This is a genomic window from Salinivibrio sp. YCSC6, from assembly GCF_004916735.1.
GTDB lineage: Bacteria > Pseudomonadota > Gammaproteobacteria > Enterobacterales > Vibrionaceae > Salinivibrio > Salinivibrio proteolyticus.
The window spans coordinates 109286-135836 of record NZ_CP039517.1 but is presented as its reverse complement, the minus strand read 5'-3'; the positions used below and the strand labels follow the sequence as shown (position 1 = coordinate 135836).

Genomic DNA, 26551 nt, shown 5'->3' with positions numbered 1-26551 from the left:
TATTCAGAGAACGCGAGTGGATTGCGATATGAACTTATCCGATGTTTTTGACTCCTCTAAACCTCACCGATGTCCCGTCATGCATCCTGACCCATTAACGTGTCCTTGTGCGAGTTGTGAAATGGCAAGGCAATCCGCTGCGTCAAAGGCTGCATTAGATCGCGCCACTACAAGAAATTTTGCGCCAACAGGCGCATCAATGCCGGTCAATAAAGCGAGTAGCGAACCCGCCGCGCCAAAAGAAACTTCAAGAGAAAAAGTTGAAAGACAGCGTAGAGAACGATTTCAGGAGCAGGAAGAAAACTGGCAAAAAACCCAAGCCAATGAACCTCGATACGCTGCGCACAGAAATAAGATAGCCGCTGACCGTAAAGCGAAAGAACAAAATAACCGTATTTATGTCGGTGAAGAGCGGGAGTTTCCTGGTGCAATTTTGTCACCGATGCCAGCATCCAGAATGGGAATGAACGATGCGGTAGGAAAACGTGCTTTACCCTCGGATCTACTTGGGGCCAGTTTCGCGAATCAGCCTGTTAGCGCTGAAGTTGTCGCCCTACAGGTCTCATCACTTAGCGCGGTGACTCAAAAGGAAGTAAGAGAGAGTGGTGAACTTGTTTTTACTGGTATGCAGTATCAATACGCACATGGAACAGTCGGTACGATTCAAGTCATCGATACATTCGCAGGTGAACAGCCCGATAAAAATACATCACAGATGGCCTACTGGGTAGCGCAAGGTAAGTACCTCGATATACCCAAGCATCCCGATCCTCATCGAGACCATTTGTATGTTTTCACGCCAAATTTTAGCGGGTGTTCTTTTGTGGTTGATGACTGGGATGATGACCGCATTAGAGTCTACCATGTGGAAGGTGGTAAAGAAGATAAGCAATACAATGATGTGCAAGAACACGGTAATAACTTAATCAAGTACATGAGTTTTCGTGACTACGGCTTTTACCAGCAAGGCGACACCATGATTAAAAATATTACCGGCTTTGCCTTCATGCGCTACAACACTGACACTCGAAATTGGGAAATTCATTATCAAAAACAAGAGCATGCTCCGTCTATCAGTCAACCGATGACATCAGCGAAATCACTTTTCTCATCCGAAAAGCACACGGCGAAGGTCATGGCGTCGAAGGAGTCTCGTGTCGTTGAAACGGGCACTATTGTTATCAAACGCTAAATCAGCGCAACAGAGCAACGTTTAGATAGACGCGATTAACTAAACAGAGCACGGAAAGGCCTTGAGCCTCATAGTTTTTAATAGGAGTCTCGCCAAGCAGTACTTGGCGGGACTAAAGCCATCAAAGAATTGGGTCGACATGGCTACCTTCGGTATTAAAGGCGGCCTATAGGAGTGGCTGGTCTTCAAGAGGAGTAATCCATGTTATTCGTTATGCCAACTAGAAAGGGATAGAAATGAGTTCGGAAGTTATTGTCTATATCGCAGCGAGTCTCGACGGATATATTGCGCGTTCGGACGGTTCAATCGATTGGCTTGACATTGCAGGCCCTGACGAAGCAGAAAAGAGCATGGCTGATTTCGTAAAGTTACTCGAGAGTGTCGACTGTCTAGTGATGGGCCGGAAGACGTTCAACGCGGTAAAGCGATTTAATCCTTGGCCATATGGAGAGCTGCCGATCGTTGTGCTCAGCGATACTCTCACCGAGGTTCCACAGATTGAGGGTGCTAATATTCGGGTTTGTTCGGCTCAACCCGCGGAACTGCTTCGAGACCTAGAAAGCAAGGGCTTCGCTCGAATCTATGTTGACGGGGGCGTGACAATTCACGGGTTCTTGCGTGAAGGTCTGGTCGACCGCATAACCGTCGCGACCGTGCCGGTTGTTCTCGGTTCTGGAAAACGACTCTTCCCTGAAAAGGGGCCCGAATTCAGGCTCAAGTTAGAGAGCAGTGCGGTTCTTGAGTCCGGAATAGTGAAGTCCACGTATCGATGCTTGTCAAATGCTTAACAAGTGCAGGTAAGGGTCGATCATGACGTGTTGCCTACCGATTAGTAAAGTAATATAAATCTGAACAATATTGGTTATTCCGCTATATGGCGTTCCAACTCTAAACGATCAGTTGGTAAGAGGTATCAAGTGAGCACTAAATTTTGTGAGAAATGTGGACAAGAAACTGAGCATAAAGAAATCATAAAGCAAAAGCCTTCTAAATATGGGAAAAGTAAAAAAGAACAGTTTAAGGCTTTTCTCGACGGTTTCTTTGGTGGTGTTGCCAGTCCTGTTGGTGCATCGTTGGACTTAATCGATCGATATGAAGTTTGTACAAGGTGCGGGCATAAAACCTTAAAAAATCAGGGTGACGAATTTCAATAGTAACATTTAGGTTTAAATCTATTTGGACAATTAAATTTCATTAAGAAATCATGCGGTTTGACCTTTTATAATGCTCGCTTAATTTTTTAAGGAGGTATAGTGCAAAAAATTTTTGAAAGTGACAGGTTAATATTGAGGCCGTTTTCTCTCAATGATGCGGAACGTGTCGCCGAACTGGTTGGGGAAAAGAAAGTATCGGAAATGACCGCAAATATCCCCCATCCATATAGTATTTCTGATGCCGAAAGTTGGATACGAACCCACGAATCGTTGTTTTTAAGTGGTCAAGGTGTGGTTTATGCCATCACGTTAAAAACCACCTTGGAACTCATTGGGGCGGTGAGCTTTCCAAAATTGGAGGAGGGTACTGGCCGGCTTGGTTATTGGTTGGGTATACCTTACTGGGGAAAAGGTTATGCCACAGAAGCATCACGTTGTTTAATAGAATCTGCTAAAAAACACTATGGATTGAAGCGCTTAAAAGTGACACATCTAGTTGGAAATTCGCGCTCAAGGTCTGTGATTAAAAAATTGGGTATCACATACATAGGTAGGGAGTCGTATCGTATACAAGGACAGGAAAGAGAAGTTTGTGTATATGCTTCTGAAGTGTGATTAATAACTATGGAGTGTATATTGTTTCTACCTATTTCTAAGTGTTGGGTGGATTATAATTATATCATTTATATGAATAAGGATGTTTATGGCAAAGCCAAATAGTGAAGAAGTCTCTCGATTTAACCGAGACTTCGCAATTGAAAGCAACAATGAATTTTGGTCGTTATCGGAGTCAGACCTGAGCCAAGAAGAGAAGAAAAAGCTTTTGACGGTTGCATTTTCCTCTCTGTATCATTGGTCAGAAGTAGGAACCCAAGAGAATATTGAACTTGCCAATTTAGCAATAGCAAGAGCACTTTGTATCAATGATTCTCCTCTGTGTATTCAATTTGCGAAAACGGCATTTTCCTACTTTGACGGACAAGGCGCGAGTTGGATTCAAGCATTCACGAATGCGGTATTAAGTCATTCACTATTGATCACAGGAGAACGAGCCCAAGCTATAGAGTTTTATGAAAAATCACTTAGTTATCAGTTAAAACTCTCTGAAGGTGACAACAAGGTTTTCGACGCTACCTTTAAAACCATCCCGGACCCAAGGGCGTAATAGCAATGACGACAAATATTTTAAGATGGATTACATCGAGAGGTATTTGTCGTTTTCCTTTTTTGGTGGCCAAGAATTAAATGGGTAACCGTGCATGAAAAGAGTTGTCATAATAGGTAACTCAGGGGCTGGGAAGAGTTGGCTATCAGCTCGGCTGTCAGCCAAGATTGGTGCTAGAGACGTTAACCTAGACACTTTTTATTGGGAGCCAGGTGGATATAGCAAGAAACGGCCAACAAAAGTTATTGATGACGATTTAAAACAATTATCATCAGAGGATGCTTGGGTTGTCGAAGGTGTTTTTGGTGCGCTCGTTGAAGAGTTACTTGAGTTTGCTGATACATTGATTTTTATTGATATAGACTGGACCAAATGCGAAGAATCGTTACGTTTAAGAGGTCAAAATGTTAGCGAAGAAACGCATGCTGAGTTAGCGAAAAACAACTTTCAAGCGTTAATCCAATGGGCCTCCGAGTATTATTTTAGACAATCAAAGAGCTCACATAGCTATCATCGCCAACTTTTCGAAAAATTTGATGGTGTAAAATTTCATTTTACGCAAAGGGAAGATGTCACGTCTTTCCTTGATACTTTTTAAGGCATAGGGAACTTTAGTCAATAATCAGGCCATGTCATGGATAAACATATTGTCGCGTTAGGCGGTGGTGGTTGGATGATGGGAGAACAGCAAAGCGAATTAGATCAATATGCACTCAGGTTGACTGGGAAAAGCGATCCGAAAGTTTGCTATATTCCCACTGGCGATTGTTCAATTTATCGAGAAAATTGAAGGTGGGATTACTAATGTTGAGGTACGTGCTTTCCGCGAAGCGACACTAGGGGCGGGAGCGCGACACGTTTTCTTTGCTGAATCGAGCACGCCAATCAGTAAATCTCAGCTATTGAATTTCAACTTTAAGCAGATAGAGCAACCATGAGTCCCATTCGTGATTGCAAAGAGGCGTGACCACAGCTGCTTGGTATGGTGAAAGAAGTGAGTGATGACGTGTGCTTGATCGAAAAGGCAAATGAGTGTGACATGCATGAACTCGTACGGTTGCAAATACGCGCATTTGAGTCTGACCGCGCGCTTTGTGGGTCGGGACCGCCTGGTTATGATAGCTATGATCATCAACGATACGCCGCAAGCTGTTACCAATATTATGTGATTAAGCAAAACAGTCAGCGGGTGGGCGGGTTTTACTTTTTATACCAATCCGGCATCCTCCAGTTGATAAGGCTGTTTATCGCCCCAGATTATCAAGGGCGAGGGATGGGTCAGATGGTACTCGAATTTCTTAAGGCACACGTACTGCCGGGAGAAGTGATCGAACTAGAAACTCCCACGTTCAGTGTCGGCGCGCAGCGGTTTTACGAGAAACAGGGTTTTCAAAGAATCAAACGGATTCAGTATGGGGCGAGTGACGCGTATTTGTATCGATTGATGGTGACCTAACAGCTTATGACTATTCAGCAGTCCTAAGTGATATGTCATGACAATGTATTTTTTTATAGGCAAATCTTGCTTGTTGTTGTTCTTGGGTCTTAACTTGAGATGACCAGTACTTAGCGGTTGGCGTATAGGGCGTTAGGGATACGCCTATAAGTGCTTTGATCGTGTCAATTGCCAGAATGCTAGGCATTTCGATGAAGATTAAAGATTTATAGGAGATAAACATGTCAAGTCCAGCCAATGTAACTATTAAGAACTTTACCCAACAGTCGATCACCACCCAAGTGACGCGTGACTCTTGGGTAGAAGAAGATGGCGCTTCCATCAATAACCAAGTAATACCTGAGGGGCACGAGCGAACCTTTAAAGTCATTGCAAAAACCGGGCACCATGGCGAACTCGATATTGACCTTATCGGTGGTAACTCAGGTCAAAGTCTCGGTGTTTTCTACATCAAGAGCATTAAAGATCCACAAGAAGGCGAGAAAAGCCTTGCTGTTGAACCAGCGAAGGAAACGGTTGTAATGTCGGCAATGGGATACCGACATACGCCGGGAGATGAAGATTTACGCCGTATCGATCTGGTTATCATCGAGCGCTAATCGAGGTTGTTACGAAATGGCGGCTTTTACGTTACGTAGAAGCCGCCATTTTTATTGTGTGAACTAAAACTCATTTCCCCGTGACCTATAAGCCAACATGATTGGAATCATATTAATATATCGACTTGGTTAATAATTGAATAAATGGATTTATTATCAATAGCTTAAACATGGAAATTCTCCCAGAAATCGAAGTGTCGAACGCGCAGCATGAGGCTATTCAAGCCCTTAGAAACAAGGCATTTCCTGACCATCAAGTTGCCCGTTCTTACTATAAGCAGCTTCTCCACATGCGGGCATTACAATACCAAGATAATCAACTGATTGGTTATATGGGGTTGGATTATAGGGCAGTGAATGTCGGTGGCGACGTATATAAAGTATTAGGCGTGAGTGATTTTTGCATCGACAGCGCTTGGCAAAGAAAAGGGATTGGCTCGGGTATGCTGGCGCAACTGGCTGACTATGCCAGAGATAAGGACGTTGATTTCATTATTCTTATCTCTGAGGTGCACGATTTTTATGTGGCTAATGGCTTTCAGCTTGTCGAGTCAGATGCCTCTTGGCTACGCATCCATGAACATACAAATTATGGCGTTGCGGTCGAATATGTCGATGAATTGTATGTAAAACCGATGAAAGACAAATCATGGCCTGCAGGCCATATGGATTGGCTGGGGTATATGTATTAATGCCTTCGGTAGACGTCGTTTATGGCGTGTAAGAGGGGTGAGTCGCCTTTGCCTGGGCGCCTGCAGCTATCTGCAGGCGCGTGATGACATCGGCGACTAAACGCCCTTGCTACTGCATTACCGCAAACGACTCGTAAGGGGCTAGTTTGTAGGTGGTGCTTAACTGTTTGACCGGATCCATATTGTAGCTAAGGCAGGTTAAGGCCTTATCGAGCCAGTGTGTGGGGAGGGTGATGGTTTGTTTTTCCTCACTAAAGTTGCTAACCACCAAAATGCGGTGGGTATCGTCGAAGCGCTCGTAAGCCAGCACGTTAGGGTGTGATTCTTCTACAGGCGCAAACTGGCCGTGTACGATCACTGGGTATTGCTTGCGGAGCTTGATCAGTTCACGGTAGTGATAAAGTACAGAGCCGCTATTTTCAGTTGCCCGTGCCACATTGATGGTGGTGTAGTTAGGATTAACCGGTAACCATGGTGTTTCTTGGGTAAAGCCTGCCTGCGGTGCGTTCTCCCATTGCATTGGAGTACGGGCGTTATCGCGACTGTTTTGGTAGACCGCCTCCATCATGGTGTCTGGATCAACGCCTTCTGCAACACGCAAGTGGTAAAAATTGCGGGTTTCGATGTCTTGATAATCGTCAATAGACGGGAAGGCGACATTGGTCATCGCAATCTCTTCCCCTTGGTAGATATAGGGCGTGCCTTTCATCAAGTGCAAGGTTGTGGCGAGCATTTTTGCCGAGCGGGTTCGGTATTGGCCGTCGTGACCAAATTTGGATACGGCGCGCGGCAAATCGTGGTTGTTCCAAAATAGTGAGTTCCAACCGCTATCGGCCAGCTCTTGTTGCCATTTGAACAGTACCTGTTTGAGGGCGGCGACATCCAGCGGTACGGGCTGCCATTTATCGCCATCTTTCCAGGTAGCGGTAATGTGTTCAAATTGGAACACCATGGAGAGTTCATGGCGTTCCGGTGCGCTATAAAGCTTGGCGATCTCCGGCGTTGCGCCCCATGTTTCGCCGACGGTGAGCAAGTCTTTGTCGCCAAATGTGGCTCGATTCATTGCCTGTAGCAGAGGGTGAAGGCGCGGCCCGTTGCCGGTAATGCCTTTGTCGATTTCCTTACCAATTAAATCAATCACATCGAGGCGGAATCCGCCAATGCCTTTGTCGATCCACCAGTTCATCATTTTATGCACTGCGTCATGGACGGCGGGGTTTTCCCAATTCAGATCGGGCTGACGTTTGGAGAATAAGTGAAAGTAATATTGCTCGGTGTTTGGCTCCCATTGCCATGCACTGCCACCAAAAATTGAGCCTTGATCATCGGGTGCGCTGCCATCGGGTTTGGCATCGCGCCAAATGTAAAAGTCGCGATAGGGACTTTTTTTGTCTTGAAGCGCAGCTTGGAACCAAGGGTGTTCGTCGGAGGTGTGATTGACGACCAAATCCATCACGATTTTGATGCCGAGCGCGCCGGCTTTATCAATCAAGCGCGTCATGTCTTCCATGGTGCCAAATTCAGGCGCGATCGCGCAGTAATCGGAAATGTCGTAGCCATTGTCATCCATCGGCGATTGGTACACCGGTGATAGCCATAACACATTGACGCCGAGCCAATGTAAGTAATCGAGTTTCTCGATAATTCCATTAAGATCGCCAATGCCATCACCATTGGTGTCGTAAAAACTGCGAGGGTAGATTTGATAAACAACGGCATCATGCCACCAAGCGTTCTGCATACCGATTACCTCTTATCGACAATAAAAATCCTCAAAGCCTCAGCTTGAGATGTGGCCAACAGCCTAGCGCGCGATCGATGCCAAGAAAAATAGGCGTGACGCTTATTGATATAACCTATTGGCTATAGATAAGATACCAATAGATTAAAAATCGGCATTATCATTGAATCGTGTATCCCTATTAGGCTATAAAGTAAGCCGCTAAATTGTGAGTGAGTGCGGTATGGATGTAGAAAAAGTTGCTGGCTACTTTATTGCAGTGGTTGAGGCAGGTGGTATTAAAGCGGCCGCGTTACAGTTAGGGATCAGCCAACCTTCATTGACGGCACAGATCCAAAAGCTTGAGCAACGTCTCGCATGTCAGCTATTGGTGCGCCATCCTCGTGGCGTCAGTATGACACCCGCGGGAGAGCTTTATTATCAGCATGCCACCGCACAGCATGCCGCGCGACAACGGCTTCATGCCCAGCTTCATGCTTTGCAAGCGCGTGAAGCGGGACAAATAAAGCTTGGCACTGGGGAGGCGTGGTGGCCTTTGTTTGTTAAACCGGCAGTGCTTGATTATCAAGCTGAGCGCCAGTGTGCGGTCCACATCGAATTTGGTAATCGCTTGGCACTGATGGCATCGCTGCTCAGTGGCGATGTGGATGTGTTTATCGGTCATGAAATTGACGATCTAGTTGCGAGCCAGCAAGTGCGCTTTATGCCCTTGTTTCAGGACGCGGAAAGCTACTATGTGGCTGATAACCATCCGCTACTCGCAGACACATCGACCCGAATCGATCCTCAGCGTTTAAATGATTGGCCGTTGATGCGTGTCACGCCTGATCATGCCCGGCATGCGCATTTGCTTGCCAACCCGATTACGCCTGTCACCTGTGCGCATACCGTGGTGTTTGATGTCGATGCGCTGAGCGCCAGTATCGATCTATTGCACGACACGCAAGCAGTGATGCCTTATACCAGTAAAGCCGACACATACCTTGCCAGTCAGGGCGTGAGCGTGCTGACAACCCAGCCCAACAAAACGGGTAACGTCGGTTTATATACCCTGCGTAATGCGCGGCATGAGAAAGTCGAGGCACTGATCCAACAGCTGTGTGACGCTGCTCAGCAGATGGACACTCGACCATGTCATACCAGTTAGGGTAAAGCTTATTGAGTAAGAAAGTGCTAGACTAGACCGCCTTTGTAGCACACTGGCTGGGAATGCTGAGTTCTCAATGTAGGGATGAACAAGGAACAGTCGCCAGATTCAGTGGTTACAACGATGGCATCAATAGGTAGCGCCAATTACCAATTTGGCCATAGCGCTGCTAATTTGTGGCGCAAATCACATGCAGTACCTTTATTATCAAAGGAAAGATGATGGTAATTCCAGAAAACAGCAGCATTGTTATTTTTGGTGCATCTGGCGATCTGACCTTCCGTAAGCTGATCCCAGCCCTGTATCATTTGTATGCGAACAAACAGCTGCCTGCGTCTTTCGCAATTCTAGGCGCAAGCCGCACCTTCTACAGTGACGAGTCATTTCGCGACAAGTTGCGTCACTCTATGCAGGAGCTAGAGAAGACCGATCCTGCTACACTCGACGCCTTTATGGCGCATGTGCACTATCAGTCATTTAATATCTCGGATACTCACGAATACCACCACCTAACCGAGCGGTTAGATGCGTTGGCCGCTCAGTATGGCTTCACCCAGCGGAACACGCTGTTTTATCTTGCCACGCCACCAAAGCTTTACAATTCGATTCCTGCCAGCTTGGCTGAACATGGCCTCAATGACGAGAGCACCGGATGGAAACGCTTGGTGGTCGAAAAGCCATTTGGTTATGACTTAGCCTCCGCGCGCCAGCTCGACAAAGACATTCACGCCCACTTTGCCGAACATCAGATTTACCGCATTGATCATTACCTAGGCAAAGAAACAGTACAAAACCTGCTGGTTTTCCGTTTCTCCAATGCGATGTTTGAACCGCTTTGGAACCGTAACTTTATCGATTATGTAGAGATCACCGGTGCGGAGCATCTGGGTGTAGAAGGCCGCGGTGGCTACTACGACCAATCAGGCGCAGTGCGCGATATGTTCCAAAACCACTTGCTGCAAGTGCTTGCGCTTGTGGCGATGGAGCCGCCGGCACAAATCAATGCAGACGCCATGCGTGATGAGGTGTTTAAAGCACTACAATCACTCGAACCACTGTCTGATGATGATCTGACCAATAACTTGGTGCTCGGTCAGTATACGGAATCATTAGTGGGTGGGAATGCGTTACCGGGTTATCGCAATGAGCCGGGGGTTGCGGAAGACTCGCGCACTGAGACTTATGTTGGCCTGAAGATGTTTATCAACAACTGGCGTTGGAATGGGGTGCCTTTTTATGTGCGCACCGGTAAACGCTTGCCAACCCGCGTGACCGAAGTGGTGATCCACTTTAAACAGACTCCGCACCCTGTGTTCGGCAAAAATGCCCCTGAGAACCGTTTGGTGATCCGTATTCAGCCCGACGAAGGCATTCAAATGAGCTTTGGCCTTAAAGAGCCGGGCGCCGGCTTTAATGCGAAAGCCGTGAACATGGACTTCCATTACGCATCACTGGAAGAAACCCAGATGCTGACCGCGTACGAGCGCTTGTTACTGGATGCCCTTAAAGGCGATGCCACCTTGTTTGCGCGCAGTGATGCGGTCGAAGCTTGTTGGCAGTTTGTTGAGCCTATTCTGCAGTACAAAGAAAATGACAAAGCCTTGTTTGGCTATGCCTGTGGAACATGGGGACCGAAAGAAGCGGATCAGTTGCTTGAGCGTGATGGCCATGCTTGGCGCTTTCCCTGCAAAAACCTGACTGACACGGAATACTGCGAATTATGATAAATGCCCGAGTTTTTGATGATGCCGACGCGGTGGTCAATCATTTAGCGGACACGATGCAAGCACTCAGTGAGCAAGATCGTGCTGTACACATTTCGCTTTCTGGCGGCAGCACGCCCAAAATGCTGTTTAAGCGTTTAGCCAGTGACGACTATGCCAATGCGATTCAGTGGCAAAACCTGCATTTTTGGTGGGGCGACGAGCGCTGTGTAGCACCGGATGATACCGAGAGTAACTTTGGTGAAGCCAATAAGCTGCTGTTTAGCTACATTCGCATTCCGGAAGAGAACATTCACCGTATTCGTGGTGAAGATGACCCGGACGTGGAAGCGGCGCGCTTTAGTGCGGAAATGCAAGCCTTGATCCCAAGCGAAAACGGCACTCCTGTGTTTGATTGGATCTTGCTGGGCGTCGGTGGCGATGGACATACGGCCTCGCTATTCCCGCACGATCCTCAGTATGACAATACCGCGCTCGCGCTGGTGGCCTCGCATCCTGAATCGGGTCAAAAGCGTGTATCAAAAACCGCCCGTGTTCTGCGCGCGGCGAAGAAAATCAGTTATCTGGTGTTGGGTGAAGGCAAACAAGCGATCGTGCATGAGATCGCCACACACGAGCCTACCCAACTGCCATACCCTGCCGCCAATATCCGCAGTGCCAAAGGCACTACGGAATGGGTACTCGATGCCGCGGCAGCAAAAAAATTACCAGAACAGAATTAATGGAGAGCACGATGAAAGGTGATATCGGCGTAATTGGTTTGGCAGTCATGGGCCAAAACCTGATCCTTAACATGAACGATAACGGCTTTAAGGTGGTGGCGCATAACCGTACCGCGGCCAAAGTGGATGAATTTCTAGAAGGCCCAGCGAAGGGCACCAACATTGTTGGCGCATACTCGTTAGAAGAGCTGGTTGAGAAACTCGAAAAGCCGCGCAAAGTGATGCTGATGGTTCGCGCAGGTGCCGTCGTGGATACCTTTATCGACAAACTGACGCCTCTGCTTGACGAAGGCGACATCATTATCGATGGCGGTAACACCAACTACCCAGATACCAACCGTCGCGTGGCAGCACTGCGTGAAAAAGGCATTCACTTTATCGGTGCCGGTGTGTCTGGCGGTGAAGAGGGTGCCCGCTTTGGACCGTCTATCATGCCGGGTGGCTCTGAAGAAGCGTGGCCAGCTGTTAAACCTATCTTCCAAGGTATCGCCGCGAAAACCGACGCCGGTGAACCATGCTGTGATTGGGTTGGACGTGATGGTGCCGGTCACTTTGTGAAAATGGTGCACAACGGTATCGAGTATGGCGACATGCAGTTGATCACCGAAGCGTACCAGTTCATGAAAGACGGCCTTGGCATGAGCCATGACGAGATGCAGCAGGTGTTTACCGACTGGAACAAAACCGAGCTAGATAGCTACTTAATTGAAATCACTGCAGACATTTTGGGCTATAAAGACCAAGACGGTGAGCCATTGGTTGAGAAAATTCTCGACACTGCAGGCCAAAAAGGCACTGGTAAATGGACTGGCATCAACGCGCTGGATCTTGGCATTCCGCTGACCCTGATTTCTGAGTCGGTCTTCTCACGTTGCCTGTCGGCACTTAAAGATCAGCGTGTCGCGGCAGAGAAGCTGTTTGAAAAACACATTCAGCCGGTTGAAGGCGATAAAACCGAGTGGGTTGATGCGCTGCGTCAAGCGCTGCTGGCGTCAAAAATTATCTCTTACGCGCAAGGCTTTATGCTGATGCGTGAAGCGTCTAATGAGAATGGTTGGGATCTGAACTACGGTAACGTCGCACTGATGTGGCGCGGTGGCTGTATTATCCGCTCAGCCTTCTTGGGTAATATCCGCGATGCGTTTGATAAAGATCCTAACTTGGCCTTCTTGGGCTCAGATGCGTACTTTAAAGGGATTTTGGATAACTGCTTGGCGGCATGGCGTAAAGTGGCGGCGAAATCGATGGAAACCGGTATCCCAATGCCATGTACTACATCGGCGCTGACCTTCTTGGATGGCTACACCACAGCACGTCTACCTGCGAACCTGCTGCAAGCTCAGCGTGACTACTTTGGTGCGCACACCTATGAGCGTCTTGATCAGCCTCGTGGTGAATTCTTCCACACCAACTGGACAGGCACCGGCGGTAACACCGCCTCGACCACGTACGACGTGTAACATGACAGACTAAGTCACTGTCCATAGCTATAAATAGAAAAGGGATGCGCCAGCATCCCTTTTTGTTGGCATAAGCAAAAAACTCACTTAGCATAGGCAAAAAAGGAGACCTTATGCCGCGTCCTAAAATGCCCCGTCGTATTTGCGGGAAACCGCATACCAACTGTTTTAAACCCAACGCCATTCCACTCAGTGAGCTAGAGACGGTAACCATAGGTTTGGATGAGTTCGAAGCCATGCGCCTTGTTGATCATCAAGGGATGCAGCAACTGCAAGCGGCGGAAGTCATGGGCGTATCTCGTCAAACGTTAGCCAACCTAGTTAAACGCGCCCGCGCCAAAACCACCGCCTGCCTCGTAGAAGGCAAAGCACTGGTGTTTGAGTCAGAAGAGTAATTCGACATTAGCCGTCGTTACGTCAGTACTATTAAGCCCAATCTTCAAGTTTCAGTCCTTCAACACGCTGAAACTCCCTCGTATTGTTTGTGACTAGCACACAACCAGTCGCAATGGCGTGCCCGGCAATCGCGGTGTCGTTTCCGCCAATAGGGGTGCCTTTATTCATTAGGTTGCGCTTAACTGCAGTTGTCGCGTCAACGGCGGCTTTGTCCCAAGGTAAAATCTCATCGATTCGCTGAAGAAAAGCATCAACAAGCACGGCATGTTTTGGTGATGCTTTTTTTCCTAACAACCCGTATTGCATTTCTTGATAGGTAATGGCTGAGATAACAATGCGATGTTGATTGCCGACAACAGTGTGAAGCTTTTTCAACACCGCTTTGGGTTGCTCTCTCATAATGAATGAACAAATACATGTATCAAGCATGTAGTTGATTTTATTAGTCAAAGTTGAACCGCCCCTCATCTTTGATCAGTTCCTCGCGATGGGTCATGAAATCACTATCAGCCTTTTCGAGCTCGCCAAATGAGAGCCAACTTGGTCGAGCTGGGCGTAAGGTGATGACATCCCCCTCTTTACGAATTTCAAGCTCATTAACACCGTCAAACTCAAAATCCTTTGGCAAGCGTACCGCTTGGTTCTTGCCATTTTTAAAAATGGATATTGTTCTCATAGGGTCCTCGGTCGGCAGGCGTGTGCTTAATCTCTTTTTAGTCTAATTTTTGTGCAGCATATGTCAAGCATATGCAATATTCTTTATCGCTTTTAATCTAATTTATTGCATATGCCATAAATTAGATATATTTTTGGCATATGCCATTTTTAATGAAGAGAGAACGGAAGATGACAATTGCTATTGCGATGACCCAAGACCGTCCGGCGGGACATTTTATGAAGGCCGAGCACTTTGCGCTGTTTGACGACGATGGCCAAGCACTCGCTCAATTCGTCAACCCACGTGTAACGGAGGGTTGTGGTGCCAAAAACGCCTTGATAGCGATGCTGAAAGCCAATCAAGTAACACGTGTGGTGACCCGTCATATTGGCGAGCATGCGTTAGCGGGATTACTTGATGCTGGCTTACATGTGTATCAGTTAACCAATGGTCGTCTAAATCCCACTCAGTGGCTGTCGCCTGCATATTGGCAACCGCTTACGAATGCCAGTCAAGGACGACCTGCGTTACAGCGAATGAAGCAGCAGTCCCAGCCACGGAAAGGAGCGTGTCGTGCTGATCAAATGTGCGGGCGTGGTTCTAAACGCAGTGGGTTAGGCTCTGCGCATCGCGGATGTGGCAAGCGGCAAGGTAAAGACGGTCGCGATAGTGGAAAGGGTTGCGGTTGCCATGGCTGAATTACGTGTGATGCCGCCATGGTCGCATCATCAGTGTGTGGCTTGCAGTGACAATGGGCTGTTTAATCTTAGATTTTACCAAGACGATGAAACTGTAGTGAGCGCAAAAGTATGGCTAGAAAGTGCTTGGCAAGGGTATCAAGATCAGCTGCACGGTGGGGTAATCGCTACGCTTATTGATGCGGCGTTGACCCATTGTACCTTCCTGTTTGCCCCGCAAAGTGTGACAGCGTCACTTAATATTCGCTATCACCATCCAGTGCCCATTGCGGTTGAGGCTGAGATACGTGCTTGGTGTGTAAAAGTGAAACACGGAATGAGTCAGTTGGAGGCAACGCTTACCGTTGCAGACACTGTGTGTGCCAGCGCAACGGCAAGCTTTATGCGAATGCGTGCGTCAAAAACTAGCTGACGGCGCGGCGCAGGCGATCATGCACCGCTAGCCACGCTTCGCCATGAGGGGGCAGGGCGAGCCAGATTTCATCGACGCCCAGTTGGTCGGCTTGGGCGAGTTGGTGATATAACGCTTGCCCATAGCGTGCGGCGTCATCCGGCATGGCAATGCAGACCAGATCATCCCGTGTCGGGGCTTCGCCAAAGTGAAGCAAGGCCGCGCGTTTTTCAGGCTGGGGCGCGGGGAGATCAGACAAGTCCGCAGCCACCATCTGCAACCGGGTGTTGGGTTGGTAATGACTTCCAACATTGCCGGGCACCACGGTGTCGTGCTGCTCGGGGGCGTCGACTGTTTCACCCAGCACGGCGCTCAGCTCGCTGGCAGTGATTGGACCGGCGCGAAGTACGCGGAATGGACGCTTGGTAAGATCGACAATGGTCGACTCCAGCCCATGCTGGCAAGGGCCGCCATCAATCACTGCGGCTATTTTTCCGCCTAAACCATGCATCACCTGCTCTGCCGTGGTGGGGCTGAGCTTTTTATACGGGTTCGCAGACGGGGCGGCAACGGCAAGTTGGTGAGTGGTAAGCAGGTCCAACAACACAGGTTGCGCGGGCACGCGAAGCCCAATGGTATCTAATCCACCCGTGACTACCGGTGAAACATGCTCGGCTCGTGGCAGCAGCAGCGTCATCGGCCCTGGCCAAAAGGCATTCGCCAGCTTATATGCTTCATCCGGGATCTGCATTGCCCACTCGGTGATCGATGCGACGTCACCGAGATGAACAATCAAAGGATGATTGGCGGGTCGCCCTTTGGCGGTAAAAATGCCCGCGACGGCGTCTGGATTGCTGGCATCCGCTGCCAAACCGTACACGGTTTCTGTGGGCACCGCGACTTGTTCGCCGGCTTTCAGTAGCTCGGCGGCTTGTGTTAGGTCCGTTGAACACTGCGCTGAGAGAAGTTGCGTTTTCAACGACATGCTCCGTTTTATGTTGCTACGTTCAGGTGATACCACTGACCCGAGCGATCGCGTTGCCATACTGCACCCTGCGCATCAATTTGCATCAAGTACAGCCAGCCGTGATTCGCCAGCGCGGCTATATCGTCATGGCGTGCAAGTATACTATCAATTGCCTCCCGAGGGGCAGCGATAAATACGCTTAATCGCACTGGCTGGTGGCGATATCGACGACCATCGTGCACGGATTGATGCGATAAGCCAATTCGTAAGTCGCCACCATTCCCTTCAAATACCCCAATGTGGCCACCCACGATGTTGTGGAGCAGTTTGTTTCCGCTGCCGAATTTTTCCGGTGCGGTGACGGAAGCAAAGTACTGCAGATTGATCCAATTGGTCACCACCATGGGCGCGGTGAGGATGGTTTCAAGCTGACTAAAGTCACGGTCTTTATGCATGTCGTAGTCGTGTAAAAAGCTGCGACCTTGCAAATTAATCTGTCGAGACAGGGTGCGCGGGCCCACGATTAACGCGGCGTTGTCACACAGTCCCCACTCAGGACGCATTTGTGCCCAGTCTTTGGCCCGTGTAGCAAAGAATCGTTTGAGTTTAGATGGCTGGGTTGGTGTTTGATCAAACTGGTTGGCGCGGGTTGCACGTGCTTGTTCGCTCGCAGCGGCCAGCCAAGTTTGCCACTCGGCATGCTCGGGGGCGTGAAAGACATCCAGTGCGTCGGTGGTGGTGTTGTGCATGGCGGCATAAAAACGGGTACTGGCGGGAATCGTCACGCCTTGCTTTGCCATGGCATCACGTACGTCGGCATCGTTAAGAAGCTGTGCAAGTACGCGGACATTTACCTCGCCGGTTTGTCCACCGCAAGCACCACAGTCAAGCCCTGCTGCATGAGGGTTGTTACAGGTTTCACTGCCGTGACCCACCAACAAGACGGCATCGGCCAGTTGGTCTGCAATGCCCATTGCTCGCAAGATACCAGCGCCTAGCTCTGCCTTTTCTGCAGCGCTTAACGGCGTATTGTCACGGGTGAGCGCCCAATCACTGTCAGTATGGCTGAGTCGATTTAACGGGTTTTCGGTGCCAGAAATGCGTAATGCGCGTTTTAATAGGCTCACTAGCTTCAGCATGCCACCGGCTTCGACCATGCCTAAGTTGGCGGCGGGCGCATCGAGGCTACGCTGCCAGCCGAGCTTGGTCATTCGTAACCATCGTTCGGGGGTAGCATGGGTTTGTGAGGCGGTGACCGCCGGTGCCAATAAGCCGGGCAGTTGTGGGCGGTGAATATGGCTATCGGTGGGCTGATAAGCGATCGGCAAGCCAAAAAAGCCAGCAAAGCCAAGAGTTTGAACCCGATCGGATTGTGCTTCTAATGCGCGACGCATCGGTTCAGAGCGCACATCGATACAAAACACAGCTTGCAGTGTGGGCGAGGTAGCGAGGGTGTCGACACTGGCCTGCGCGGACAAGGCGTGTGCCCAAGGGCGCTGCTGACTAATTTCTAGCGCTTGTTGCCAAATCCAAAGTGGCGCGAGCTGTTGTTGTGCTTGGTGATACCAATGGCGCACATTCACCGCTTGATGGTGCATGGACTGACGAATGCTTGTCCACGCTGTTTCACGGTGTTTGGCAAGCCAACGTGCCAGCACTGTATCCCAAGCAAGTAAAATCGCGAATAGGCCCATGCCATGTGCTTGCTGTTCACTGTCACTGAGCTCTTGCTGCCAATCTAACCAAGCCTGCCAGCTTGCCCAACCTGATAAACCATGCATCAGCGCGTGGCAATAGGCCAAGTTACCGTCTTGGTCGTGAAGGATCGGTTGCCAAAAGGTGGCCGCTTCAGCGATAAGTGCATCCATTTGAGTGGGCAGTGCGGCGAAATCGGCAAGCAAATCCACGCCAGTGAGGGTTTTAATGCCTTTATCTTGGCTCACTACATCCAACCAGCATTGATAAAGGTGCTCACCGCCTTGGCCTTGGGCATCAAAGCGCTGTGGGTATTGGTGATAAAGCGCGAGAAACTGGCTCACTTGCTGCTGGATTTCTTGCTGCCACGATAAGCCTTCTTGTGCTTCTCGAGTGCGGTCACACAACTCAGCCAATGGCTTCCAACGCGGGAGGTCACTGCTATGACTACGCAGCGCACGCAGACAATCACTGACCGTCAGTGCGCTGCCAGAGGTTGAGATGGCCTCGGCAAGATGTGCCTCACTAATAGGCGATTGCCAATGCGACAGATAGTACGCCGACGGCATTAGCGGACAGTGGCCACTTAACACCGCTTGTTCGGCAAAGACTTGCTCAATGGGGGTAAAGCGTTGCGGCCACCATGGGTTCACTGCAATCATTTGATCCAACGGCCAGCTTGGCGCAATCGCTGCGACTGCTTGCTGGGTGGCATCGCGAAAATCGCTCACATTGAGGGGCTCTGGGTGTGCAGATACATTGGGCGTTTTCGCAATCATTAACGCGTCTCCTTATGCGGTTGCCATTGGGTCGTTTGTAGTTGGATTAAAGAAGCACTTGGCCACCATTTGAGTGTTAGGCGCGTCGCCCACTCATCAAGGTAAGCCCCGGCGTTCAGCCAAATAAACAGGCGGTTGACCCACGCTTTGTGAGGCCAGTACTGGACCGCCAATGACAGAGCAAATAGCGCGATAAACAGCACCAGCGCAAAGGCATCGGCAAATAAATAGGTGGCATTTCCGCCCGCGACAAACACAATCAAGCTATGTTTAATGGCGGCGTAGAGCCCAAGCAGGCCTATGGCAAACATGCTACTGAGCAGCACGCGTGTCGGGCGAGCAGCGCCTGGGCGGGTAAAGGCCGGTAATAGCAGCATGGTCATCGCCATCCACAGCAACCAACCGGCGGCCAAACTATTTAAAATACCAACACTTAGATGTACGGCGACAATCAAACCGGCGGCGGTGGCCATCGCGGCAAGCCAATGGCAGCGACGCGGAACTGAGGCGTCAGCCAGTTGGGTGGCGAGCCAATGATTCACGCCATTGCCGCTGTTGAGGAAAGAAAACGCCTTGTAGAAAGAGTGCGCCAGCAAGTGCAGCAGTGCCAACTCGTAAAGCCCTAGGGCGATTTCGACTAACATCAAACCCATTTGTGCGACGGTCGACCACGCCAGTTTTACCTTAATGCTCACGCGTGTCAGGCTCACCAGTCCCGCCACCAGCGTACTGATGCCTGCGATAACCAGCAGGGCAAGGCTGGCACTGGGGCTTGCCGCGAGCACTGGCGCGAATAGCATCAATAAGATCCCGCCAAGATTCACAATACCGGCGTGCAATAAGGCAGAGACAGGCGTTGGCGCTTCCACCACTTGAATCAACCAGCCGTGCAAGGGCAGTTGAGCGCACTTGATAATCGCCACGCCCACCAACATAAAGGCGGCGATGCTTACAGTCAGCGTGTGAGGCTGCTGGCTGACTTGAAACATCAATTGGTCAATCTGTGCGGTTTGGTAGTGGAAAAACAACAGTAAAAATGCGCCACCGAGTAGCAATTCGCTAAAGCGGGCGAGCAGCATTTTTTTGTGTGCCGCGAGTTGGGCGCGAGGCCGATGCGGATAGAAAAGAATTAACCGACCCAATGAGAGGCTAACTGCCACCCAAGCGAGCCAAAACAGCAACAGGTGATTACTGACTAAAACCAACAAGACTGCTGATAAGGTGAGCAGTAAGGATGAAAGAAAACGGTGTTTGTCGGCTTCGCCCGCAAACGCAGTGGCACTGTATCGCCATATAACACCGCCAAGAAGAGCAACCAGTGCGAGCAGCACCAGTTTGAGCGGAGTGACGAGAAATAGGGATAACATGACTTACCTCACAGCAATAGTTATGCGATACATTGTGAAAACTTACTACAGTTAAGTAAAATACATAATAAATCACTTTTCATTCTGTTTTAGAGAACGATGAGCCGACTCAACTACCATCATTTGTATTATTTCTGGCAGGTGGCGCGCCACGGCAACCTGACCCAGACCGCCCGTCAGCTGCATATTTCGCAGTCGGCGCTGTCGTCGCAAATCAAACAGCTTGAACAGGCGATGCAGGTGCAATTGTTTGAGCGGCAAGGTCGTACATTGACGTTGACCGAAAGTGGCTATCAAGCGATGAACTATGCCGAAGAGATATTCCGACAGGGGGAAGAGTTAGAGCAGTTGCTATCCAGCGGCGGGGCGCTGTCCAGTGCCACGATTCGCATTGGCACCTTATCGACCATGTCGCGGAACTTTATCGAGCAGTTTATTCAGCCACTGGTCAATCAACGGGAGTGCCGTTATGTGTTGCAGTCGATGGATCAAACCGGCTTGCTTCATGCGCTGTCTGATCACCAGTTGGATTTGGCGCTAACCAATATCGCGGTGCGGGGGACCAATAAACAAATTTGGCAGTACCAGCAACTGGCACGCCAGCCGGTGGCCGTGATTGGTTGGCCGGGTAAAGCCTTGTCGCCCACCTTAGATGCCAGCTACCAGCACCAAGCGTGGGTGTTGCCTTATGGCGATAACCCGATTCGTTCTGGATTTGATGCCATCTCTGCGCAGTATCAACTCAAGCCTTACATTATGGCAGAAGCCAATGATATGGCGATGCTGCGCCTATTAACCCGAGACAATGATGCGTTAGCGGTGATGCCTGAAGTGGTGGTTCGCGATGAGCTAGATAGCGGTATGCTCACCCGCTACGCCTTACTGCCGAGTGTGTATGAGCCGTTTTATGCGGTATCGATTAAACGTCAGTGGGTACATCCGAAATTGAATTCGCTTTTAGATGCGTTCAGTGCGTCGCCGCTCGCGCATGGCGACGACCTTCGCGACGGCAACGGTCAGAGCAATACCTAACGTCGTCCCAACAGCGCGCCCATTTTTTACGCCACGTAAACGGGCGTTCGCACATCAAACATACCTTGGTGGGAAGGTGCGGCTTTTTATGCGCCATCTGCGTTGCCTCCAGGGGATTGAATGGCAGGTAAACGTGATTTTTTAGTGCGCTTGTCTGCGTGCCCCGGGCTTTTTCGTTGTTCAGGGCTGTTTGTTTGCTCAGGGCTGCTTGGACGCACATGGGTGGCGAGGATCCGTGCTTTTTCGATACGAACCGCGTCTTGTTGACGAAACGACCATAAAATATCACGCGCACGTTTGCCGGTTTGTTCGATATCGACAATAGGTTTCGGGTAGTCTTCGCCAAGCACCACCCCGTACATCATCGCTTCCATATCGGTCATTTGCCACGGGGTATGGATCAAGCTATCGGGTAAGGGAGAGAGCTCTGGTAACCATTCACGAATAAATGCCCCTTCCGGATCTTGCTCTTGCGATTGTTTCACTGGGTTATAAATGCGCAAGGTATTGGCGCCCGTTACGCCAGCCTGCATTTGAAATTGGGGGTAATGAATACCGGGCTCAAAATCGAGAAATAGTTGTGCCAAATGATGCACGCCACGCCGCCAATCAATCAGTAGATGGTGGGTTAAAAAGCTGACCAGCATCGCCCGCATACGAAAGTTGATATAGCCGGTGGTGTGTAGGCAACGCATACAGGCATCGACGAGCGGATAACCGGTATGACCTTGTTGCCATGCGAGCAGATGCGCATCGCTCTGCGGACCGTTCGCGTACTCAAAATGTAAGTAGCCTCGATTAACGGGGCGATGCTCCATGTGGTGCTCGCTTTCAAATTTCTGCATAAAATGACAGTGCCAATGCAAACGCGACACCATAGCGACCAGCGCACGCCGCCACCCCTTTTTTTGCCAATGGAGGAGGGTGATTTGATACATCTCGCGCAAGCTGATGTTACCCCATGCAAGATAGGGTGACAGTCGGGTACAGCTTTTGCGGCTGGCGAGCGGTTTAGAGATGTGGCGCTGATAGCTTTGGCCGCGCTCGCGGAAAAAAGACTGCAAGGTTTTATACGCCCAACTCGGGCCGCCGGGCTGAAAGCGTGGCGCGGGAGAATCCCACTTGTGGTGACCGAGCGCGGGTAGCGTGAGTGATATGTCTAGCCAGTGCGCTTGTTGCCAATCCGGATCGGCAAGAGGGGCTCGCATCACCTTTTGCCATTCTGCGTCCCAATCAACCCGACTTTTCGCGCCGCGGATCACGGCTCCGGTGGGGTATTCATGCCACGGGATCTGATGGCTCTCTAGCCATTTCGCCACTGCTTTATCTCGAGAAAATGTCGTGTCGACGCCAATTTCTTGGTGGCTGTAGACCGCGCCAATTGCCCGTTGCTGGTGGATGGCGTCGAAAACGGCAAGTGCTTCACCTTGGCAAATAGTGACCTGCCCGCCAAGCGGCGCCAGCTGCTGATTAAGATCGCACAGCGACTGCCAGACAAATCGCCAATGTCGCTCGCTATGGTGCGGATCGTTAAGCAGCAATGGCTCAAACAGGTACAAAATCACCAAGGGACGCCCAGCGGCAATGGCAGCTTGTAAAGGGGCATGATCCCGCAGGCGTAAATCGCGTTTTAGCCACACAAGGCTGATGGGCGCGGACATAAGGCTCTCGACAGTAGTAACAACAATCTTATATTTACCTTTGGCGATACGAGGCCGAATGACGCTTGGATCCCTGATGGTGACTTGGTTGAGGTCTAATTTCTCTCATAAACAAGCGCTAAGCGCACAAAGCGAAATCAAAATGGTTTGCATTTGCCTTTTAAGCATCGGAAAATTACCGCTCTCAGAGATATTGGGCAAGTGCCATGCGCTTGTGTTTGCAGAAGTAGGATCGGGATATGTTAGAGGCAAAGGACGTTGCGTTTGCCGTCAACGGGAACGTGTTACTCGATAAGGTGAACTTGTCGTTTACGCCGGGAAAAATCTGTGCCTTGGTCGGACACAATGGTTCGGGCAAGTCGACCTTGATAAAACTGTTAGCGCAGCAACAGGCAACCAGCAGCGGGCAGATCACATTAGACCAAAAGCCCTTGTCAAAATGGTCGGAAAAAGCCTTTGCTCGCGAGGTGGCTTATTTGCCACAGCATTTACCGGCAACCGATAACTTAACTGGGTATGAGTTGGTCAGTTTTGGTCGCTATCCTTGGCATGGCTTGCTGGGGCGGTTGACCAAAGCCGATCACCAAGCGATCAACGAGGCAATGGCGCTCACTGGTACTCAGGATTATGCCGAGCGCTTGGTCGATACCTTATCGGGCGGCGAGCGCCAACGGCTGTGGATTGCGATGCTGCTGGCACAGCAAACGCGTTACTTACTGCTCGATGAGCCGCTGTCTGCGCTGGATGTAGCCCACCAAGTTGAGGTGATGACCTTGGTGCGAAAACTCAGCCGAGAGCTGGATAAGTCCATTATTATCGTGGTGCACGACATTAATATGGCGGCGCGCTTTTGTGATGAGATTGTCGCGCTGCACAGCGGGCAAGTCCTAACTCAAGGCGCGGTTACCGATGTGTTTCAAGAGTCGGCGCTCAAATCGATTTATGGTATTGAGATGCCGATTGCCGATCATACCGCCGGCTATGCGGTTGCTATGCCGGGGGAGTTATCGCCGGTATGATCAAGTCCTCTTTTCTGATGCTTGTGGTCTGGCTGACCGCGGCCATGATGTCAGCGAGCGTCAACGCATCGCCTCGTATTCTTTCGCTGGATTGGACCCAAACTGAAACCTTGTTGGCCTTAGGGGTGACGCCGGTCGCGGTTGCGCAAAAGGCGGATTACAATTCGTGGGTGAAAGCCCCGCCCATTCCAGAAAAAACCGTTGATATTGGGCTTCGCACCCAGCCGAACATGGAGCGGTTGGCCGAGCTTCACCCCGATAAAATTCTGATCTCGCCGATTTTTAAGGCGATGAAGCCCAAGCTAAGCACCATTGCGCCGGTCAGCTCAATTCCTCTGTATGAAAGTGGGCTAAGCTGGGCGTCGCTCAAAACCGTGACGCGGCAAATTGCGCGCGAGGCCAACCGTCCTAAGGCCGGTGAAACCCTGATTGCTAATGCGAAACAGCAGTTAGCGAGCCTGCGCGATACTATTCCCGGCGAACAACCACCCCTGCTGATGATCCAGTTTCTCGACGCCAACCATGTGCGGGTGTTTGGGACGAACAGCTTGTATCACGCTGCTATCAGTGAATTGGGGCTCAGCAACGCGTGGCAAAAAACCACCAACAGTTGGGGGTTTAGCATGGTCTCCACCCGCGAGCTGCTTGACCTTGATGCGCAACTCGTGATTGTGCGCCCACTCCCCGCGGGCGTCGAGCAAACTCTTCAGACCAATATGTTTTGGCAATATTTGGTTAAACGCACGGGGCATACGCCATTGATGATTGACCCGGTATGGAGCTTTGGGGCGATTCCATCGGCGTTACGCTTTGCTCGCCTTGTGACCGCGGCATTGACCGACCAAGGAGGGCAGTCATGAAACTGAACCTGTTATGGGTGCCCTTGGCGTTACTGGCGGCACTGTTAAGCCTCGCCTCCACTCAGTTGGGGCAGTGGAATGTGAATGCATCCATGCTCTGGCAGTCGCTGTGGTCGCTGGATGACAGTGCGTCAATTGGCGTTGTGATGCATTTAACCTGGTGGCCGCGTTTGGTCACCGCATTGCTGGCGGGAGCGTGTTTGGGGCTGGCCGGTACCTTGATGCAACAAGTGCTGCGCAACCCTTTGGCCTCGCCCTCGACGCTGGGGGTGGCGAATGGCGCCAGCTTGGCGCTGATGCTTGCGACGCTTTATGCCCCTTGGTTATTGACTTGGTCGAGCGCGATGGTGGCGATGTCTGGCGGGGTACTGACCATGCTGGTGGTGTTTGCGCTAGCATGGCGACGGGGCCTATCGCCCACCGTAGTAGTGATCGCGGGGTTGATTTTAAACCTTTACTGCGGCGCGCTCAGCACCGTGCTTCTATTGATGAATCAAGAAGCGCTACACGGCATGATGGTGTGGGGCGCGGGCTCGATGGTGCAAACCGACTGGCACAGTGTGCAAGCCTTACTGCCGCGTATTGGATTGGCGGTCGTGTTGATCCTTGCCTTATTAAAGCCGCTTAACGTCTTGAGTCTTTCGGATGAAGGGGCGAAAAGCTTAGGCGTATCACTGGCGAAAATCCGTGTGATTGCTCTAGGGCTATCGGTGCTTCTGACCGCGTGGGTAGTTAGCTTGATTGGCGTGATTGGCTTTGTCGGTCTCGCCGCGCCCGCGATTGCGCGTTTATGTGGCGCACGTAAGCTTATCACCCGTTTGAGCTTGGCGATGATTTTAGGTGCCTTGATGTTGGCAGCCACCGATTTGGCTGTCCAACTGTTACCCGGCCGCCGTGCAATGATGGTGCCCACGGGGGCGGCGACGGCAGCGTTGGGAGCGCCTCTTCTTTTGTGGTTGTTACCACGGGTGTCACTGGGGAATCGTCAACGCCAACAAATGCATGCCGGGACGTCCGCACCACGTCAGGATTGGCCACTAGGCCGAACGTTGATGTTACTGGTGTTGGGGGTGGTGATTTTTGCCACTGTATCGCGTCAAAGTGAGGGCTGGCAGTGGCTGGCGCTCAGCGGCGATTGGTCCTTGTTGGAATGGCGCTTGCCACGCTTGCTGGCCGCGGCATTGGCGGGTGGTGTGCTTGCTGTTGCCGGTGCCGTGCTTCAGCGTTTGAGTGCTAACCCGATGGCGAGCCCTGAAGTGATGGGGATCAGTGCTGGTACGGCGCTGGGACTGATTGTCACCATTTTTGCGGGCATGGGCGCATCTATGCTGAGCTTATATATCGGCGGTCTAATCGGTGCGGGGGCGACCTTGGCGTTGATTGTGCTGCTTAATCGCAAAACCGGCTTCCAACCAGAAAAGGTGTTGCTCACTGGCGTCGCCATAGCCGCACTGATGCAAGCGGTACAAAGCTTCTTGATGGCAGGTGGCGATCCTCGCGCGTATCAAGTGCTCGCGTGGATTTCAGGTTCAACCTACTATGTGACTGACAGTACGGTGACCACACTGGCCTTGGTTGCTGCCGTGCTGGTGGCGCTAGGATTAATGTGCCAGCGTTGGCTCAATATTTTGCCGCTCGGTGGTGAAACGGCTCAATCGTTGGGGGTTAAGGTAGGGCGTGCCCGCATGCTGTTGCTGGCCCTCGTTGCGGTGATGACCGTCAGTGCCACCTTGGTGGTGGGGCCGCTCAGTTTTGTCGGGCTGATGGCCCCGCACATTGCGCGTAGCTGGGGGGCGAAAAATGCCCGGGCGCATATGGTCACCGCCGGGTTGATTGGCATGGGATTGATGCTGTTTGCCGATTGGCTCGGACGACAATGGTTGTATCCGCAAGAAATGCCGGCTGGGATCATTGCTTCGTTGATAGGGGGGCTATACCTAATGATCGTGCTACGTAAGCTATAGTTTTAACGCACG

General features: G+C 50.6%; 29 protein-coding genes. 21 read left to right on the top strand and 8 right to left on the bottom strand.

What is annotated here, in order from left to right:
• The first annotated feature begins 28 nt into the window (after positions 1-28).
• The 10 genes from E8E00_RS14490 (at position 29) to E8E00_RS14445 (ending at position 6258) form a co-directional block, all read left to right on the top strand.
• Positions 29-1192, top strand: a complete 1164-nt coding sequence (locus E8E00_RS14490; RefSeq protein WP_096632458.1) for a cytotoxin — start codon at positions 29-31, stop codon at positions 1190-1192.
• Between the two features lie 236 nt (positions 1193-1428).
• Positions 1429-1980, top strand: a complete 552-nt coding sequence (locus E8E00_RS14485) for a dihydrofolate reductase family protein (RefSeq protein WP_096632461.1) — start codon at positions 1429-1431, stop codon at positions 1978-1980.
• Positions 1981-2109: 129 nt separating this feature from the next.
• Positions 2110-2346: a hypothetical protein gene (locus E8E00_RS14480; protein WP_096632464.1), complete on the top strand. Its 237-nt coding sequence runs from the start codon at positions 2110-2112 to the stop codon at positions 2344-2346.
• A 99-nt stretch (positions 2347-2445) separates the two neighbouring features.
• A complete protein-coding gene (locus tag E8E00_RS14475; RefSeq protein ID WP_096632467.1) occupies positions 2446-2961 on the top strand; it encodes a GNAT family N-acetyltransferase in 516 nt (171 codons plus the stop codon).
• Between the two features lie 88 nt (positions 2962-3049).
• Entirely contained in the window at positions 3050-3511 is a 462-nt protein-coding gene (locus tag E8E00_RS14470; RefSeq protein WP_096632469.1) for a hypothetical protein, read from the top strand.
• Between the two features lie 94 nt (positions 3512-3605).
• Positions 3606-4109: an AAA family ATPase gene (locus E8E00_RS14465; protein WP_096632472.1), complete on the top strand. Its 504-nt coding sequence runs from the start codon at positions 3606-3608 to the stop codon at positions 4107-4109.
• Positions 4110-4145: 36 nt separating this feature from the next.
• The gene (locus tag E8E00_RS14460; RefSeq protein WP_205907464.1) at positions 4146-4301 is read left to right on the top strand and encodes a hypothetical protein; all 156 of its coding nucleotides are present in this window, start codon (positions 4146-4148) and stop codon (positions 4299-4301) included.
• Between the two features lie 249 nt (positions 4302-4550).
• Complete coding sequence (locus E8E00_RS14455; protein WP_240531979.1) at positions 4551-4967, top strand: N-acetyltransferase; 417 nt, start codon at positions 4551-4553, stop codon at positions 4965-4967.
• Between the two features lie 221 nt (positions 4968-5188).
• Positions 5189-5566 carry a hypothetical protein gene (locus tag E8E00_RS14450; protein ID WP_069589419.1) on the top strand — a complete coding sequence of 126 codons (378 nt, stop codon included), beginning with the start codon at positions 5189-5191 and terminating at the stop codon, positions 5564-5566.
• 170 nt (positions 5567-5736) lie between these two features.
• The gene (locus E8E00_RS14445; protein ID WP_077675211.1) at positions 5737-6258 is read left to right on the top strand and encodes a GNAT family N-acetyltransferase; all 522 of its coding nucleotides are present in this window, start codon (positions 5737-5739) and stop codon (positions 6256-6258) included.
• Positions 6259-6367: 109 nt separating this feature from the next.
• Here the strand turns inward: E8E00_RS14445 and E8E00_RS14440 are convergent, their stop codons facing one another.
• Complete coding sequence (locus E8E00_RS14440; protein WP_096632477.1) at positions 6368-7999, bottom strand: alpha-glucosidase; 1632 nt, start codon at positions 7997-7999, stop codon at positions 6368-6370.
• A 223-nt stretch (positions 8000-8222) separates the two neighbouring features.
• On the opposite strand from E8E00_RS14440, the gene E8E00_RS14435 reads away from it, so the two are divergent.
• The 5 genes from E8E00_RS14435 to E8E00_RS14415 all read left to right on the top strand — a co-directional run bounded on the left by E8E00_RS14435 (position 8223) and on the right by E8E00_RS14415 (position 13447).
• Complete coding sequence (locus E8E00_RS14435; RefSeq protein ID WP_077675213.1) at positions 8223-9146, top strand: LysR family transcriptional regulator; 924 nt, start codon at positions 8223-8225, stop codon at positions 9144-9146.
• Between the two features lie 221 nt (positions 9147-9367).
• Positions 9368-10870, top strand: a complete 1503-nt coding sequence (gene zwf / locus E8E00_RS14430; RefSeq protein ID WP_069589414.1) for a glucose-6-phosphate dehydrogenase — start codon at positions 9368-9370, stop codon at positions 10868-10870.
• Positions 10867-11592 carry a 6-phosphogluconolactonase gene (pgl, locus tag E8E00_RS14425; protein WP_096632483.1) on the top strand — a complete coding sequence of 242 codons (726 nt, stop codon included), beginning with the start codon at positions 10867-10869 and terminating at the stop codon, positions 11590-11592. Before zwf ends, pgl begins: the two co-directional genes overlap by 4 nt.
• A gap of 11 nt (positions 11593-11603) precedes the next feature.
• A complete protein-coding gene (gene gnd / locus E8E00_RS14420) occupies positions 11604-13052 on the top strand; it encodes a decarboxylating NADP(+)-dependent phosphogluconate dehydrogenase (protein ID WP_096632486.1) in 1449 nt (482 codons plus the stop codon).
• A gap of 113 nt (positions 13053-13165) precedes the next feature.
• A complete protein-coding gene (locus E8E00_RS14415) occupies positions 13166-13447 on the top strand; it encodes a DUF134 domain-containing protein (protein WP_021023566.1) in 282 nt (93 codons plus the stop codon).
• Positions 13448-13478: 31 nt separating this feature from the next.
• Here E8E00_RS14415 and E8E00_RS14410 read toward each other — a convergent pair whose 3' ends face one another.
• Together E8E00_RS14410 and vapB are read right to left on the bottom strand one after the other, a co-directional pair.
• A complete protein-coding gene (locus E8E00_RS14410; protein ID WP_235607571.1) occupies positions 13479-13898 on the bottom strand; it encodes a type II toxin-antitoxin system VapC family toxin in 420 nt (139 codons plus the stop codon).
• Positions 13891-14124 (bottom strand): type II toxin-antitoxin system VapB family antitoxin, encoded by a 234-nt coding sequence (vapB, locus tag E8E00_RS14405; RefSeq protein WP_096632489.1) that lies wholly within the window; start codon positions 14122-14124, stop codon positions 13891-13893. The genes E8E00_RS14410 and vapB overlap by 8 nt, the downstream gene beginning before the upstream one ends.
• A gap of 170 nt (positions 14125-14294) precedes the next feature.
• Here vapB and E8E00_RS14400 point away from each other — a divergent pair, with 170 nt between their 5' ends.
• Positions 14295-14804: a NifB/NifX family molybdenum-iron cluster-binding protein gene (locus E8E00_RS14400; protein WP_168174093.1), complete on the top strand. Its 510-nt coding sequence runs from the start codon at positions 14295-14297 to the stop codon at positions 14802-14804.
• Positions 14797-15216, top strand: coding sequence for a PaaI family thioesterase (locus tag E8E00_RS14395; RefSeq protein WP_096632495.1), 420 nt, complete (start codon positions 14797-14799; stop codon positions 15214-15216). The genes E8E00_RS14400 and E8E00_RS14395 overlap by 8 nt, the downstream gene beginning before the upstream one ends.
• On the opposite strand, the gene E8E00_RS14390 is transcribed toward E8E00_RS14395, so the two are convergent.
• Genes E8E00_RS14390 through E8E00_RS14380 form a run of 3 tightly spaced genes read right to left on the bottom strand, consistent with a single transcriptional unit; the run spans position 15209 to position 20003 of the window.
• Positions 15209-16180: an L-threonylcarbamoyladenylate synthase gene (locus E8E00_RS14390; protein WP_096632498.1), complete on the bottom strand. Its 972-nt coding sequence runs from the start codon at positions 16178-16180 to the stop codon at positions 15209-15211. The genes E8E00_RS14395 and E8E00_RS14390 overlap by 8 nt on opposite strands.
• 8 nt (positions 16181-16188) lie before the next feature.
• Positions 16189-18636 (bottom strand): DUF2309 domain-containing protein, encoded by a 2448-nt coding sequence (locus tag E8E00_RS14385; RefSeq protein WP_136588398.1) that lies wholly within the window; start codon positions 18634-18636, stop codon positions 16189-16191.
• Positions 18636-20003: an NADH-quinone oxidoreductase subunit L gene (locus tag E8E00_RS14380; RefSeq protein WP_136588397.1), complete on the bottom strand. Its 1368-nt coding sequence runs from the start codon at positions 20001-20003 to the stop codon at positions 18636-18638. The genes E8E00_RS14385 and E8E00_RS14380 overlap by 1 nt, the downstream gene beginning before the upstream one ends.
• Positions 20004-20102: 99 nt before the next feature.
• On the opposite strand from E8E00_RS14380, the gene E8E00_RS14375 reads away from it, so the two are divergent.
• Entirely contained in the window at positions 20103-21035 is a 933-nt protein-coding gene (locus E8E00_RS14375; RefSeq protein ID WP_069589407.1) for a LysR family transcriptional regulator, read from the top strand.
• On the opposite strand, the gene E8E00_RS14370 is transcribed toward E8E00_RS14375, so the two are convergent.
• Positions 20971-21132 carry a DUF2256 domain-containing protein gene (locus E8E00_RS14370; protein WP_096632501.1) on the bottom strand — a complete coding sequence of 54 codons (162 nt, stop codon included), beginning with the start codon at positions 21130-21132 and terminating at the stop codon, positions 20971-20973. The genes E8E00_RS14375 and E8E00_RS14370 overlap by 65 nt on opposite strands.
• The gene (locus E8E00_RS14365) at positions 21122-22696 is read right to left on the bottom strand and encodes a deoxyribodipyrimidine photo-lyase (RefSeq protein ID WP_096632503.1); all 1575 of its coding nucleotides are present in this window, start codon (positions 22694-22696) and stop codon (positions 21122-21124) included. The genes E8E00_RS14370 and E8E00_RS14365 overlap by 11 nt, the downstream gene beginning before the upstream one ends.
• Before the next feature lie 239 nt (positions 22697-22935).
• On the opposite strand from E8E00_RS14365, the gene E8E00_RS14360 reads away from it, so the two are divergent.
• The 3 genes from E8E00_RS14360 to fhuB are packed head-to-tail and all read left to right on the top strand — an operon-like array spanning position 22936 to position 26539.
• Positions 22936-23715: an ABC transporter ATP-binding protein gene (locus E8E00_RS14360; RefSeq protein WP_096632506.1), complete on the top strand. Its 780-nt coding sequence runs from the start codon at positions 22936-22938 to the stop codon at positions 23713-23715.
• On the top strand, positions 23712-24575 hold the full coding sequence (locus E8E00_RS14355) for an iron-siderophore ABC transporter substrate-binding protein (protein WP_096632509.1): 864 nt from the start codon (positions 23712-23714) through the stop codon (positions 24573-24575). Before E8E00_RS14360 ends, E8E00_RS14355 begins: the two co-directional genes overlap by 4 nt.
• Entirely contained in the window at positions 24572-26539 is a 1968-nt protein-coding gene (gene fhuB, locus E8E00_RS14350) for a Fe(3+)-hydroxamate ABC transporter permease FhuB (RefSeq protein ID WP_096632512.1), read from the top strand. Before E8E00_RS14355 ends, fhuB begins: the two co-directional genes overlap by 4 nt.
• The last annotated feature ends 12 nt before the right edge of the window (positions 26540-26551 follow it).